The sequence below is a fragment of the Fictibacillus arsenicus genome (assembly GCF_001999465.1).
Classification (GTDB): domain Bacteria; phylum Bacillota; class Bacilli; order Bacillales; family Fictibacillaceae; genus Fictibacillus; species Fictibacillus arsenicus.
This window is the reverse complement of the sequence record NZ_MQMF01000001.1, coordinates 701,906-716,555: the sequence shown is the minus strand read 5'-3', so window position 1 is coordinate 716,555 and position 14,650 is coordinate 701,906. Positions and strand designations below refer to the sequence as shown.

The 14,650-nt window shown below is 41.1% G+C and carries 17 protein-coding genes; 14 read left to right on the top strand and 3 right to left on the bottom strand.

Annotation, left to right across the window (positions count from 1 at the left end; all coding sequences use genetic code 11):
• Positions 1-42: 42 nt before the first annotated feature.
• The 9 genes from trxB (at position 43) to UN64_RS03500 (ending at position 8,410) form a co-directional block, all read left to right on the top strand.
• Entirely contained in the window at positions 43-999 is a 957-nt protein-coding gene (trxB, locus tag UN64_RS03545) for a thioredoxin-disulfide reductase (protein WP_077359765.1), read from the top strand.
• Between the two features lie 491 nt (positions 1,000-1,490).
• Complete coding sequence (locus tag UN64_RS03535) at positions 1,491-1,949, top strand: NUDIX hydrolase (protein ID WP_066292588.1); 459 nt, start codon at positions 1,491-1,493, stop codon at positions 1,947-1,949.
• A gap of 49 nt (positions 1,950-1,998) precedes the next feature.
• Positions 1,999-2,874: an RNase adapter RapZ gene (gene rapZ, locus UN64_RS03530; protein WP_077359761.1), complete on the top strand. Its 876-nt coding sequence runs from the start codon at positions 1,999-2,001 to the stop codon at positions 2,872-2,874.
• Complete coding sequence (locus tag UN64_RS03525) at positions 2,875-3,825, top strand: gluconeogenesis factor YvcK family protein (RefSeq protein WP_077359759.1); 951 nt, start codon at positions 2,875-2,877, stop codon at positions 3,823-3,825.
• Positions 3,826-3,855: 30 nt separating this feature from the next.
• Positions 3,856-4,797 (top strand): DNA-binding protein WhiA, encoded by a 942-nt coding sequence (gene whiA, locus UN64_RS03520; RefSeq protein WP_077359757.1) that lies wholly within the window; start codon positions 3,856-3,858, stop codon positions 4,795-4,797.
• Between the two features lie 43 nt (positions 4,798-4,840).
• Complete coding sequence (locus tag UN64_RS03515) at positions 4,841-5,098, top strand: HPr family phosphocarrier protein (protein WP_077359755.1); 258 nt, start codon at positions 4,841-4,843, stop codon at positions 5,096-5,098.
• 135 nt (positions 5,099-5,233) lie between these two features.
• Entirely contained in the window at positions 5,234-5,533 is a 300-nt protein-coding gene (locus UN64_RS03510; protein ID WP_077359753.1) for a hypothetical protein, read from the top strand.
• Positions 5,534-5,770: 237 nt separating this feature from the next.
• Entirely contained in the window at positions 5,771-7,312 is a 1,542-nt protein-coding gene (trpE, locus tag UN64_RS03505; protein ID WP_077359751.1) for an anthranilate synthase component I, read from the top strand.
• 120 nt (positions 7,313-7,432) lie between these two features.
• Positions 7,433-8,410, top strand: a complete 978-nt coding sequence (locus UN64_RS03500) for a zinc-binding dehydrogenase (protein WP_077359749.1) — start codon at positions 7,433-7,435, stop codon at positions 8,408-8,410.
• 53 nt (positions 8,411-8,463) lie between these two features.
• Here the strand turns inward: UN64_RS03500 and clpP are convergent, their stop codons facing one another.
• The gene (gene clpP, locus UN64_RS03495; RefSeq protein WP_077359747.1) at positions 8,464-9,066 is read right to left on the bottom strand and encodes an ATP-dependent Clp endopeptidase proteolytic subunit ClpP; all 603 of its coding nucleotides are present in this window, start codon (positions 9,064-9,066) and stop codon (positions 8,464-8,466) included.
• Positions 9,067-9,286: 220 nt separating this feature from the next.
• Complete coding sequence (gene yvfG / locus UN64_RS03490; RefSeq protein ID WP_077359745.1) at positions 9,287-9,502, bottom strand: protein YvfG; 216 nt, start codon at positions 9,500-9,502, stop codon at positions 9,287-9,289.
• Positions 9,503-9,836: 334 nt separating this feature from the next.
• Between yvfG and cspD the strand changes: the two genes are divergently transcribed.
• Together cspD and rpoN are read left to right on the top strand one after the other, a co-directional pair.
• On the top strand, positions 9,837-10,037 hold the full coding sequence (gene cspD / locus UN64_RS03485; RefSeq protein ID WP_066245685.1) for a cold-shock protein CspD: 201 nt from the start codon (positions 9,837-9,839) through the stop codon (positions 10,035-10,037).
• A gap of 207 nt (positions 10,038-10,244) precedes the next feature.
• Positions 10,245-11,570 (top strand): RNA polymerase factor sigma-54, encoded by a 1,326-nt coding sequence (gene rpoN / locus UN64_RS03480; RefSeq protein WP_077359743.1) that lies wholly within the window; start codon positions 10,245-10,247, stop codon positions 11,568-11,570.
• On the opposite strand, the gene UN64_RS21345 is transcribed toward rpoN, so the two are convergent.
• The gene (locus UN64_RS21345; protein ID WP_281249321.1) at positions 11,565-11,687 is read right to left on the bottom strand and encodes a hypothetical protein; all 123 of its coding nucleotides are present in this window, start codon (positions 11,685-11,687) and stop codon (positions 11,565-11,567) included. The genes rpoN and UN64_RS21345 overlap by 6 nt on opposite strands.
• A gap of 204 nt (positions 11,688-11,891) precedes the next feature.
• Between UN64_RS21345 and UN64_RS03475 the strand changes: the two genes are divergently transcribed.
• The 3 genes from UN64_RS03475 (at position 11,892) to gap (ending at position 14,531) form a co-directional block, all read left to right on the top strand.
• The gene (locus tag UN64_RS03475) at positions 11,892-12,137 is read left to right on the top strand and encodes a glutaredoxin family protein (RefSeq protein ID WP_077359741.1); all 246 of its coding nucleotides are present in this window, start codon (positions 11,892-11,894) and stop codon (positions 12,135-12,137) included.
• 282 nt (positions 12,138-12,419) lie between these two features.
• Positions 12,420-13,442 (top strand): sugar-binding transcriptional regulator, encoded by a 1,023-nt coding sequence (locus tag UN64_RS03470; RefSeq protein ID WP_077359739.1) that lies wholly within the window; start codon positions 12,420-12,422, stop codon positions 13,440-13,442.
• 81 nt (positions 13,443-13,523) lie between these two features.
• Complete coding sequence (gene gap, locus UN64_RS03465) at positions 13,524-14,531, top strand: type I glyceraldehyde-3-phosphate dehydrogenase (RefSeq protein WP_077359737.1); 1,008 nt, start codon at positions 13,524-13,526, stop codon at positions 14,529-14,531.
• Positions 14,532-14,650 lie beyond the last annotated feature (119 nt).

The following is a 14,650-nucleotide window of genomic DNA, read 5'->3' as shown; positions in this document are numbered from 1 at the left end:
GTATAGTAAATAAGAATTTCCTTATATAAGGAGTGTACTTTAATGAGTGAAGAAAAAATTTATGATGTAGCAATACTAGGTGCGGGACCAGCAGGTATGACTGCTGCGGTTTACACATCCCGTGCGAATTTGGACACAATTATGATTGAACGCGGAATTCCTGGCGGACAGATGGCAAATACAGAGGACGTTGAGAACTATCCTGGATTTGACCATATTTTAGGACCGGAACTTTCAAACAAAATGTTTGAGCACGCAAAAAAGTTCGGTGCTGAATACGCGTATGGCGATGTAAAAGAAATTATCGACGATGAAGAATATAAGACGATCAAAGCAGGAAGCAAAACATACAAAGCCCGCTCGATCATTATTTCTACAGGTGCAGAATATAAAAAGCTTGGAATACCTGGTGAAAAAGAACTATCAGGCCGCGGTGTATCGTATTGTGCGGTATGTGACGGAGCGTTCTTTAAAGGCCGTGAACTAGTTGTTGTCGGCGGTGGAGACTCTGCAGTTGAGGAAGGCGTGTACTTAACACGTTTTGCGACAAAAGTAACGATCGTTCATAGACGTGATAAGCTTCGAGCTCAAAAGATTCTTCAGCAGCGTGCGTTTGACAACGACAAGATCGAATTCATCTGGAATCATTCTGTAAAAGAAATCCACGCTGAAAATAACAAAGTGGGCAACGTAACCCTTGTGAATACTGAAACAGGGGAAGAGTCAGACTTTAAAACAGACGGTGTATTCATTTATATCGGAATGCTTCCGCTAAATGCAGCGTTCAAAGACTTAGGTATCACGAATGAGAACGGGTATGTAGAAACGAACGAACAGATGGAAACGAAGATCCCAGGCATCTTTGCTGCTGGTGATATTCGTGAAAAAACTCTTCGTCAAATCGTTACCGCAACAGGTGATGGAAGTATCGCCGCACAGGCTGCACAGCACTATGTGGAAAATTTGGCTGAAAAGTTAAAAAACGTAACTTCTAATTAATCAACTTGTAACAGTGGTGAAACAATTGTGGGGTAATATAAAAATAAGAAATTGACCCCCTTTTTATAAAGGCAAGACTTTGACACGGAGCTATGCTTCGTGTCCTTTTTTTATGTGTTCTGTTTTCGTAATTTTTGTTGCTTTGGAAGTGGTTGATTTCCGCTCCAGGATGCTCGCTTTCCGCGGGGCGAGCGGTGAGCCTCCTCGGCGGATTTCCGCCTGCGGGGTCTCACCTGACCGCTTGTCCCGCAGGAGTCTCGCACCTTGCGCTTCAATCAAAGCACAAAATTACTCTAAAGCTACAATCTTTTTGAAAAGAACCTTTAGAAGAGTAGCTTTTTTATTTATCAGATTTTTTCACATAATAAAACAAAAACGATACTTTAAAAATAAGAATACTAAATACGATAAACCCTTGAGGCGTCAGTATTGTGAGGGGTTACATAATTTAGTATACTAAACGATATAGACAAAGCCCTGAGGTGAAATAAGTGCAAAGAGTAACAAACTGTGTGTTAATCAAAGATAATCAAGTGCTTTTGCTTCAAAAGCCTAGACGGGGCTGGTGGGTAGCACCCGGAGGTAAAATGGAGTCTGAAGAGTCGATTCGTGACACTGTTATCCGGGAATACCGGGAAGAAACAGGTATTTATTTAAAGAACCCGCAATTAAAGGGTGTTTTTAATTTTATTATTAAACAAGGTGACAAAATCGTATCGGAATGGATGATGTTTACCTTTTTAGCAACAGATTCAGAAGGTGAAGCGCTAGAAGAATGTGAAGAAGGAAAATTAGCCTGGAAGCCGGTTGATGAAGTAAGAGAACTGCCGATGGCACCAGGGGATCATCACATTTTGGATTATGTGACAAAAGGAAGCAATATGATTTTTGGTACATTCACATATACACCTGACTTTGAATTGCTTTCTTATCGATTAGATCCGGCATAAAATAGAGCCGACGCATAATTATTGAACATAGTTACAGGGGGGATACGGCATGGAAAGACAAGACGTACAAATGGTGATTATTACAGGAATGTCAGGAGCCGGAAAAACGGTGGCCATGCAGAGCTTCGAGGATTTAGGCTTCTTCTGTGTAGATAATCTGCCGCCTGCACTACTCCCTAAATTTGTAGAATTGATGCAAGAATCTGCCGGTAAGCTGAACAAGGTTGCGCTCGTGATGGACCTTCGCGGCCGTGAATTTTTTGATCAGCTGTTTTCAACGTTGGATCAGCTCGCGGTCTCATCAGACATTCAGCCGCAGATTTTATATTTAGACTGCAAGGATGCTACACTTGTCCGCAGATATAAGGAAACGCGCCGTTCGCATCCGCTGGCGAAAAGCGGGAATCCTCTTCAAGGGATTACGCAGGAACGTGAAATGCTGGAAGAGTTAAAGGGAAGAGCTCAGCAAGTGCTTGACACATCAGACCTTAAACCGCTGCAATTGCGTGAGCGTATCATTCAGCGCTATTCTGCAAACGCTGCTCATCCGTTTACGATCAATGTCATGTCATTCGGTTTTAAATATGGCATGCCAATCGATGCTGACTTGGTGTTTGATGTTCGTTTCTTACCGAATCCTCATTACATTGAGCATATGAGACCGAGAACAGGACTCGAGCCGGACATTTCTGAATATGTTTTAAAGTGGCCGGAAACGAACAAATTCTTAGAAAAGCTGCTCGATCTTCTTCATTTCATGGTTCCGCAATACAAACGAGAAGGAAAGAGCCAGCTTATTATCGGAATAGGCTGTACGGGCGGAAAGCACCGTTCTGTAGCCCTTGCTGAATATATTGGAAACACGCTATCAAAAGAGTACGTTACTTTTAGCAGCCACAGAGATATGGGAAAGGATAAAGTATAGATGAAGAAGCAGCCGAAAGTGGTAGTGCTTGGCGGAGGAACCGGTCTTTCCGTTCTCCTTCGCGGTTTGAAGCACTATCCTGTAGATATTACTGCTATCGTTACGGTTGCAGATGACGGCGGCAGCTCAGGAAGACTGAGGAGAGATTATGACATGCCTCCTCCTGGCGATGTCAGAAACGTGATTGCCGCGCTTTCTGAAGTAGAGCCGCTGGTAGAAAAAATGTTTCAGCACCGGTTCAAGGTGGGTGACGGAATAACCGGCCACTCGCTCGGGAACCTTCTTTTAGCTGCTATGCATGATATTACGGGAGACTTTTTAACAGGAATCCGGGAACTTTCCCGCGTTTTAAACGTAAGAGGTCAAGTACTGCCTGCAGCGAAGAACAGTATTATTTTAAGTGCTGAATTAGAAGATGGGACGATTGTACAGGGGGAATCTAAAATTCCGCTGTCGAATAAAAAGATTAGAAGAGTTTTCTTAAATGATGAACTTATCGAACCGCTTCGTGAAAGTGTTAAGGCAATTCAAGAAGCCGATCTGATTGTTATCGGACCTGGAAGTCTTTATACGAGTATTCTGCCGAATCTTCTCGTTGGCGGAATTTCAAAGGCTATCCGCGAGGCAACGGCACCTAGAGTGTATGTATGCAACGTCATGACACAGCCAGGTGAGACAACGGATTACACAGCAGGAGATCACATTCAGGCTTTAATTGACCATGTAGGGCATAAATTTATAGATGTTGTCATCGTAAATAACGAAACGATACCTTCAGAGTTTTTGGATCTTTATCTGGAAGAAGGTGCGTCACAAGTTTTATTTGATGAGGAGCGTCTAAAGTCGTTCGGCATCGGATTGGTTTGCGATAATATCATCCAGTACGGGACCCTCGTCAGACATGATGCAAGACGAGTATCTGATCTGCTGTTAGGACTTATTGAGAAATAGTTAAGGAACAAAAGAGAGGTGGTGAAGCAGATGTCATTCGCTGCAGATACAAAGAAAGAATTAACGCAGCTTGAACTGAAGGACTGCTGTAAAAAAGCAGAGCTGGCTGCATTGATTCGAATGAATGGCTCCATCTCTTTCAGCAACAGAAAGCTGATTCTAGATATTCCAACTGAGAACGCTGCAATTGCAAGAAGAATTTATACGCTGATCAAGCGTGTGTATCCTTATCACGTTGAGCTGTTAGTACGAAAAAAAATGCGCTTGAAAAAGAACAACGTTTACATCGTACGTGTTTCAGAAGAATCGAGAGCATTGTTGGAAGATTTGAAGATTATTGACGGGTCGTTCACGTTTACCCGCAACATTGCAGAGGAATTTAATAAAAAAAGCTGCTGCCGCCGTGCATATATGAGAGGCGCTTTTCTAGCAGGTGGTTCAGTGAACCATCCTGAGACAAGCTATCATCTTGAGATTTTTTCCATGTACGAAGAGCATACGGTTGCATTGGCTGAACTGATGAATAAGTTTAAGCTGAAAGCCAAGGTGCTAGAGCGTAAAAAAGGGTATATCATTTATTTAAAAGACGGTGAGAAAATTTCAGAGTTTTTAACACTGATCGGCGCTCACCATGCTGTTCTATTCTTTGAAGATATTCGTATTTTAAAAGATATGCGAAATTCGGTTAACCGCCTGGTAAACTGCGAAACGGCAAACTTGAACAAAACCGTCGGAGCAGCTATGAGACAAGTGGAAAATATTAAGTACATCGATGATCAAGTAGGACTAGAAGTGCTTCCTAACAAGCTGCGGGAAATCGCACAGCTGCGTGTAACCCATCAGGAAATCACGCTGAAAGAGCTGGGAGAAATGGTATCATCCGGCCCTGTCAGCAAATCCGGTGTAAATCACCGATTACGAAAAATTGATGAAATTGCAGAAAAACTTAGAACAGGTCAACCCATCAATTGATGTTTCGATATAAAGAGAAGAAGGCTAGAGGAGGTAGAATAGAATGGTTGAGAAAAAAGTAACTGTGCAGTTGAAAAGCGGACTTCAGGCACGTCCGGCAGCACTTTTCGTTCAAGAAGCAAACCGATTCACTTCAGATGTGTTCGTTGAAAAAGAAGGCAAGAAGGTAAATGCAAAAAGCATCATGGGTATTATGAGCTTAGCCGTCGGCTCTGGATCTGAGCTTGTGTTAGCAGTGAATGGCCCTGATGAAAATGAGGCGATCGAAGCCCTCGCAGATTTTGTTTCAAAAACTGAGTAGGGGTCTGACCCCAGACAAATACAAACCGCCGTTTTGTCCATATCAGGAGGACAAACGTGCGGTTTTTTTATTTTATAGGGTTGGCCATACACCGTTTCTTAATATAGTGATATAGAGGAAAGGGAGGCGATTGCTTTGGAGCATACGAGTATTATGTATGACTGGTCGTTTGCCGCTGGTTTAACAATAGTGAATATCCTCTTAACCCTTTATATCCTTAAACCTAAGAAGAGCACGCTGAGGAGAATCTATTGGGTGTTCATGCTGACTTTTATTATCATCTATCCTCTCGCATTGCTCAGTTATTCATTTGCAGATCCCTCAAACCCAGGTCTATTCTTAAGCCTTGCTTTCGGAATTACCGCAACCTTCAGCATCCTATTATTTTTCAGTGTGTGCTGGATCTGGGTCATCAGGCATTCCTTTTATCGCTGAAATCCGTTCAAAGTACTGCAAACAGTTGACAGACAAAGGTCTAGCCTTTATATTAATCACTAATCAGGAGAATAGCAGTTAGTTGAGATGAGTGGAGAGAAGAGAGCATAGCTTGAGCTGAGTTGAGAGTATTTAATCCTGGATTAAACCTCTTTCTTAGTTTATTAATGTTGCATTTAAACAAGCCTCCGCTGTAACAAGCGCGAGGCTTTTATTATTTGAAAGAGGTGGTTGAAAATGTTTACCCCATCAATAGAGGACGTCGTATCTCTTATAAAACAAAATTATAATGTTATTCCGGTCGGTTTTACGTACCTTTCCGATCATGAAACGTGCATCTCACAATTTGAAAAGGTGCGTCATGAAAATTATTCGTTTTTACTCGAAAGTGTAGAAGGCGGGGAACGCTGGGCAAGGTACTCTTATATTGGCAGGAAGCCTTTCCTAGTAATCTCCTCAAAAGGGTATGATGTGAATCTAACCTACTTAAATGATAATGAAGACAAAACAATTCATGAACACGGTTCTCCTCTAGATATAGTAAAAAAACACATATCACGCTACAAATCTCCCAAACTCTCTGAACTGCCGCCATTTACAGGAGGTGCTGTCGGATTCTTCGGCTATGATCTTATTCATACTTTTGAAAATGTCCCTTCACCGCCAACCCCATCCAATCAGTCGAATGAAATGGAATTTTTATTTACAGATGAAATGATCGTTTTTGATCACCTTAAGCAAAAAACAACGATTCTCTGCAATATGCACATTGATCCTGAAGATCAAGAAGACACCATTCAAAAGAAATACGAACAAGTTTGCGAAAACATCCGTAAAACCTATCGGGAATTGCAGGAGCCTTCAAAAAAGACTTCAATAAAAAGCGATTTTGCATTTGAAAATAATAAGCAAACCGGAAATGTCCGTTCTTCCCATTCGAAAGAAGAGTTCTGCTCAATGGTGGAAAAAGCAAAGGAATATATCCAAACAGGTGATATCTTTCAAGTCGTTCTGTCACAGCGGTTCGAGCAGGAAACAGAAGCAGATCCCTTTGATGTGTACAGACTGCTTCGTTCGATGAACCCTTCACCGTATATGTACTATTACAAATCGAAAGATACCTTTATCGTCGGGGCGTCACCTGAACTTCTTGTAAAAGTGGATAACGGCTGCATTGAAAACCGGCCGATCGCAGGAACACGACCTAGAGGAAAAACAAGAGAAGAAGACTTAGCGTTTGAAAAAGACCTTTTGGCAGACGAAAAAGAACGCGCAGAACATGTGATGCTTGTTGACTTAGGCCGGAACGATGTTGGCCGGGTGAGCGAATTTGGCACAGTGGAACTTGATTCATATATGGAAATCGAACGCTATTCCCATGTGATGCACATCGTTTCGCATGTAAAAGGAAAAATGCGAGAAGATAAAGATTTCTTTGATGCGCTTCGCTCATGTATGCCAGCAGGTACCGTATCTGGTGCTCCAAAGGTAAGAGCGATGCAGATTATCTCAGAGCTTGAAAAAGAAGCACGTGGCGTCTATGGAGGTGCGATTGGGTATCTAGGTTTCAATGGCCAAATGGACTCATGTATCGCCATTCGGACAATCGTTTTCCAAGACGGTAAAGCGTATGTCCAAGCTGGGGCAGGAGTCGTAGCAGACTCTGTACCCGAGCGTGAATACGAAGAAACCGTCAACAAAGCCAAAGCCATGCTCAAAGCAATCGAAAGGGGGACAGACCCCGCACAAATACAAATCCCCAGTTTGTCCATTCGGTGAGGACACCGTTCAATTAATGCTCTGAGCATTTTTCTACTCGCTTGCTAGGAAAATGGATATACTGTCCCTTGTATCAATTTTTCAATTAACTATTTTTAATCATAAAGGGGACTTATATATATGAAAGCTTTACTGCTTGAAGATAAAAATATGTGGCGTGAAATGAAGGTAAGCGAGACGGAGAAACCTGCTCCAGGATCAGGTGAAGTCCTTGTAAAGATAAAAGCTGCGGGTCTTAATCCGGTAGACTACAAGACTGCAACCAATGGCAATCCAAATTGGTCATATCCACACATTCTGGGAGTGGATGCAGCAGGCGTTATTGAAGAAATAGGAGAAGATGTGACAGGTTTTCAAAAGGGAGACCGTGTATTTTATCATGGCAATCTGACGAAAAAAGGCGGATTTGCAGAATTTGCTGTAACAACTGCTCACACTGTTGCAAGAATACCTGATGAGTTATCTTTTGAAGAGGCTGCTGCTCTTCCTTGTGCAGGTATGACAGCTTATCAAGCATTAATCCGCAAAATGAACCTTCAGAGTGGAGAAACGATCCTTATTCATGGCGGAGCAGGTGGAGTTGGCGGATTTGCCATTCAACTCGCTAAAAATATCGGTGCAAAAGTAATTACAACATGTTCTCCTGAAAATGAAGAGTACGTGAAAGAGCTCGGCGCAGATTACGTAATCTTTTATAAAACAGAAGATGTTCATGCTCGTATTTTGGAAATAACAAAGAATACAGGTGTGAACGCAGTACTTGATACAGTAAGCCGTGATAATGCTACACAATCACTTCAAAGCATAGCGTTTAATGGCAGAATCGCTTTCATTGCCGGTAATCCAGATTATTCTTCTGTAAAACCCTTTAGCCAGGCTCTGTCTTTCCATGAAATCGCACTTGGCGCAGCTCATTTTTCGAACAATTGGGAAGCGCAAAAGGATTTAGCAACAATGAATGAAGAGTTAGCTAATCTCGTTGTTGAAGGTGAGCTATCTAGTATGATTTCTGAAAAAGTAACGTTAGAAGAAGTGCCCGTTGCGCTTATCAAACTTTCAGAAAGACATGTTAAAGGAAAAATTGTAGCTGTCATCTAAATATTTGCAAACAAAAAACAGGATCGCCTTAGCGGTCCTGTTTTTTTAAACGCTTATTTTTTAATATCTGTGCTGTCTACTGAAGTGATGAGCTTATCAACTAATCCGTATTTAACAGCATCTTCTGCAAGCAAGAAATTATCACGGTCTGTATCGCGCTCGATAACTTCAAGCGGCTGGCCAGTTTTTTCAGCCAAAATTTTGTTTAGCTGTTCACGCATCTGGATAATGCGGCGAGCGTGGATTTCGATGTCGCTCGCTTGACCTCGAGTTCCGCCAAGCGGCTGGTGAATCATTACTTCTGAGTTTGGAAGAACATAACGTTTTCCTTTTTCACCTGCAGCAAGCAAGAATGCACCCATAGATGCAGCCATCCCGATACAGATTGTTGATACATGCGGCTTAATGAAGTTCATCGTATCATAGATCGCCATACCAGCTGTGATGGATCCACCTGGGCTGTTTATGTATAACGAGATGTCTTTATCAGGATCTTCAGCGGCTAGGAATAAAAGCTGTGCAACGATAGAGTTTGAAACGTTATCATCAATCGCACTGCCAAGCATAATAATCCGGTCTTTTAATAATCGGGAGTAGATATCGTAAGCGCGCTCCCCACGGTTCGTTTGTTCAATTACTGTTGGAATTAAGTTCATGGAAATCCTCCTTCTCCTTTTTCACTTTAAACTGTACTGTCATCATACAAAAAAGGTCAAACAAGGTCAAACGATATGCTGTTTAACTTTTCATTTCGCCAACTCATGCTTAATATCCTTCTTAAACCTTATGTATGGGCTATCATCATAATGCCCGCGAGGAGTAGGATTTTAAACCTCTGGATGTGAAAACATTACCCTTTTTCTTATATAAGTAAGCTTAATTTTGATTTTTAATTTCGATATAAGCCATTTCTAAATTACGGATACGGCGAACGATCTCGCTGTTTTTATTCAAGTTGTCGTTGATCAGTGTGCCAACTATAGAGCGGTAATAGGCGTTCATCGCGTGTGTTTTTGTAAAAACATCTTTATTTCTTTCTATAAATTGCTGAAAGTTTTCTTTAAAATAAGGAACTGAAAATGCTTCGCTCATGTTTATCCTCCTAAATTTAAATGGAAAGTAAATATCATGTATATAAAACCCTTAACTATCATAGCCTATTCTTGTGCCTAATTAAAATTAAATGAGAAAAATCATCCCTTGTTTTGACAATTGAATTTGGGCATGTTATAGTTTATTTAACCATTTACGGTGTGAATATTTGTGGATTTAAAGCGGTCGTACTTTTTGAATAAGAAGTGGAACACTTAAATCCGCTTCTGATTATTCAGATGAGTACGCATTTTTTTATGTCTTTTTATTTACATAGTAATACGGTTAAAAGAGTTAAAACGCGAACACTCGCGTTTGTAAGGAGGAAACACCCATGCAAAATGGTAAAGTAAAATGGTTTAACGCTGAGAAAGGTTTCGGCTTCATCGAAGTTGAAGGCGGAAACGACGTATTCGTTCACTTTTCTGCGATTCAATCAGAAGGCTTCAAGTCTCTTGAAGAAGGACAAGAAGTATCTTTCGAAATCGTTGATGGCGAGCGTGGACCACAAGCTGCTAACGTAACAAAACTTTAATAGTAAAGTTTAGAATGCCAGACTGCCCCCGGGTGGTGCTGGCATTTTTTTGTGCCCTAAATGTATTATAAATTGTGTGAGAATTGACTGGGGTCTGTCCCGGGACAGACCCCAGTCAATTCTCATGTCAAGTTATTTCTTCGCCAAATTTTGTAGGATGTATAGCGCTTACATCTATAGTATTATGAATAGGGGGAGGGATACAAAATGGAAATGGGTTTGTACCAACAGCAGAGCATGAATCTAGTCATGACAACTGAACTACGCCAGGCCATCGCCATTTTACAAGTTCCTAGTTATGAACTTACTTCCTATCTGCAAGAGCAGGCGCTAGAAAATCCGTTAATCGAAATTTCTGAGCCAAAAGGCATGTTTACAACGCTGAAAAAAAGCGGACGAAAAAATGGAGTCAGCAGTCAATCAGAAGATAAACAGAGTTACGACCATCTGATCATCGAACAGGAAACACTGTATGACTATCTATATAAACAAGCCATCCTGCTTCCTCTTCTGGGACAGGACCGCAAAATATTTAATTATCTTTTATTAAGCTTGAATGAAAGCGGTTATCTGACTGTAACTGCGCAAGAAACGGCAGCACGATTTACAGTCTCCATAGAGAAGTGTGAAGAACTTATATCGATGCTGCAAAAGTTAGAGCCGACTGGCATCGGTGCCCGCAGTTTAAGAGAATGCCTTTTGATCCAGCTTTCTGAACAAAAACTCGAACACACATTAAGCTACATAATTGCAGATCAGCACTTAGAACTTCTAGGAGAAAGGAAAATCAAAACCTTATCTGAATTGCTTAATGTCCTGCCGCAGCAGATTGAAGAAGCGGCAGATTTTCTGCAGACATTAGATCCACGGCCAGGGGCAGCTTTTTCACCAGCAGATGAGCAGTCTTATTTATATCCGGATGTGTCCGTGTCAATGGAAAACAGGAAACTTCATATTTCGATCAACGAACAATATTCACCAGTCATGAAGCTGAATGACAGCTATGCATCCCTTTTAAAAGATAAAAATAAAACGTCAAAATTTATACATGAATCGTATCAAAAGTTTAACTGGCTTAAAAAAGCTTTAGAACAAAGAAAAGAAACCCTTCTCAAAATTACATCTGAGATTGTTAGGGTCCAAGAGAGATATTTTTATACGTTCGAGAAAAAGGACCTCATACCTTTAACGTTAAAAGATGTAGCTGATCAAATAGGCGTGCATGAATCTACTGTTAGCCGTGCGGTGAAGAATAAAGTTTTGCAGACTACGAAAGGCGCAGTTGAGCTAAAGTCTTTTTTCTCAGCAAAAATATATACACAAGATGGCGGGAGTGCTTCAGCAACATCAGCTAAAACAGAAATAAAAAAGCTGGTAGAAAGCGAGAACAAACTGAAGCCATTGTCTGATCAAGTTCTTGCAGCTCTATTAGAACAAAACAGCGGACTAAGCATCTCGCGAAGAACAGTTGCAAAATATAGGGAAGAATTAAACATTCCGTCCTCTTCAAAAAGAAAACGCTACTCTTCATAAATGTGAGCCAAGATCTTTTCCAGACGGAAGAGGTCTTTTTCTTTGATTCATCGAAAGATTATTGCTCAGTACATTTTCTATTGAGTAGTCTTCTTTGACTAGTTGATTGAAGCTCAAGGTGTGAGACTCCTAATAGCGCAAAGCGGCAGGAGTCTCACCGCACGCCCCGTGGAAGCGAGCAACCTGGAGCGGAAAACAACCACAATCAAGAGCAATAGTAAATACGAAAGCAGCCTTTCCTAAAGGATAAGATTTTTATTCTTTTTATATAAGTTCTGCTATCATCTAAGTTAAACAATCGTTTAAAAAGGAGAACCAAAAATGGGCGCAAAAAACTTGATTTTTTATACAAAAGAACATTGTCCACTCTGCGATAAGGCGCATAAACTATTACAAGACCTGCAAAAGGAAATACCGTTCACAATTGAAACTGTAGATATTTATAAAGACGACGTACTTCTTGAAAAATACGGATTAATGATTCCTGTAATAGAAGTGGAGGGCGTACAAATCGATTACGGTATGATCTCCATTGATAAAGTAAAGAAAGCGCTTACTAATTTTTAATAAGTAAAAGTTGTTGAAATCTAGTGAAAGTATTTGATAATATAAACTTGCCAGAAGGAAATTTGACTTTTTTATGACAAAAAGCAGTTTCTGGCACGTTTGAAATTCATGCGATCAGGGAATTATACAAATGGCAATAACATACTTGGGTAACACCAAGTTATTTTCTTACGCTAATGGGACAAAAAATGACTAACCGGGACGAAATTTGTCCATAGAGACATTTTTTTACCCCACATGAACAAAAAGTACCGTAATCCCATTGGATCAGGAGAATGTGCAATGAAGAATCTATTAGATGTTCAAAAGAAATTGCTGCCAGACCTTCTGGAAACGATGCGGAAACGTTACAACGTTTTAAATGTGGTAAGAATTCATGAGCCCATTGGCAGAAGAAGCTTAGCTTCGACCCTGAACATGACAGAACGGGTTTTGCGTTCTGAGGTTTCCTTCCTAAAAGATCAAGGGCTTCTGACCATTCAGACGTCTGGCATGTCATTAACTTCAGAGGGACATGATATTTTAATAGAACTCTCTGAGATGATGAAAGAATTGTCAGGTTTGCATGTTTTAGAATCAGATCTTAAGGAAATGTTAATTCTGTCTGAAGTCATCGTTGTACCAGGTGACAGTGATCAAGATCTGTGGATTAAGAACGACATGGGTAAAGCTGCGGCTGACAGGCTAAAACGTCAGCTGTCAACGAAAAACATCATTGCCGTAACTGGAGGGACAACTCTTGCCTCTGTTGCAGAGATGATGACACCAATCCAAAAAGGCCAGCAATTGCTGTTTGTTCCAGCTCGCGGAGGACTTGGGGAGAAAGTTGAAAACCAGGCAAACACGATCTGCTCAACAATGGCTCAAAAAGCCAACGGCGAATACAGGCTGCTTCATTTGCCTGATCAGCTTAGCAAAGAAACCTATCTTTCTTTAATGGCTGAACCTGGTGTGAAAGAAGTGATGGAGCTCATACACTCCGCTGGTATAGTGCTGCACGGGATTGGTGATGCTAAAACAATGGCAGAACGCAGGAATTCCAACCCATCCCTATTAGAAAAACTGGATGAAGAAAAAGCCGTCGCTGAAGCGTTTGGCTACTACTTTAACCAGCAAGGGGAAGTCGTTCATCGCGTCCGTACGATCGGACTGCAGCTTGATGAGCTTCACAAAAGTGATTTCATCATGGCAGTAGCAGGCGGTTCATCTAAAGCAGATGCGATTGCAGCTTTTATGAAACATGGTCCAAAAAAGGTACTCATTACAGACGAGGGAGCTGCCCGAAATCTATTGGGTCGCCCGTAAGTCTATTTTCATTATGTTATTAAGGGGTTTTCCCTTTATATAAAAAATAAATTCTCTCTTAAATCAAGGAGGTCATTTTACATGGCAACAAAGATTGGTATTAACGGTTTCGGTCGTATCGGCCGTAATGTATTCCGCGCAGCATTCAACAACCCTGAGGTAGAAGTTGTAGCTGTAAACGACTTAACAGATGCAGACACTCTTGCTTTCCTTTTAAAGCATGACACTGTTCATGGCAAGTTCGCTGGTTCTGTAGAAGTTAAGGAAAATGCACTAATTGTAGATGGCAAAGAAATCAAAGTTTTAGCTGAACGCGATCCAGCACAACTTGGCTGGGGAGATCTTGGTGTAGAAGTTGTTGTTGAATCAACTGGACGTTTCACAAAGCGTGCTGACGCTGCTAAACACTTAGAAGCTGGCGCTAAAAAAGTAATCATTTCTGCTCCTGCTTCAGATGAGGATATCACTGTAGTTCTTGGTGTTAACGAAGACAAGTACGATGCTGCTAACCACGATGTTATCTCTAACGCATCTTGTACAACTAACTGTCTTGCACCATTTGCAAAAGTTCTTCACGAGAAATTCGGCGTGAAGCGCGGTATGATGACAACTGTTCACTCATACACTAACGATCAGCAAATTCTAGACCTTCCACATAAAGATCTTCGTCGTGCTCGTGCGGCTGCTGAGAACATCATTCCTACTTCAACTGGTGCTGCAAAAGCGGTATCTCTAGTGCTTCCTGAACTTAAAGGAAAGCTTAACGGTATGGCAATGCGCGTTCCAACTCCAAACGTATCTCTAGTTGACTTAGTTGTTGAATTAGACAAAGAAGTTACAGTTGACGAAGTGAACAATGCACTTAAAGCTGAAGCTGAAGGCAATCTAAAAGGAATCCTTGGCTACTCTGAAGAGCCGCTTGTATCAACTGACTACAATGGCGACACTCATTCTTCTACAATCGATGCTCTTTCTACAATGGTTATGGAAGGAAACATGGTTAAAGTTGTATCTTGGTATGACAACGAAACTGGATACTCAAATCGTGTTGTAGATTTAATTGACTATATCGCTAAAAAAGGACTTTAATAGATAGAGAAGAACAATAAGGAGGGGGAGAAGTCATTTTTCAGGGCTTCTACTCCTCTTTCCCATGTATAATCTGGGATTGTCATTCTTTTAATCTTTTTGACTGTCAGGAGGTTTCA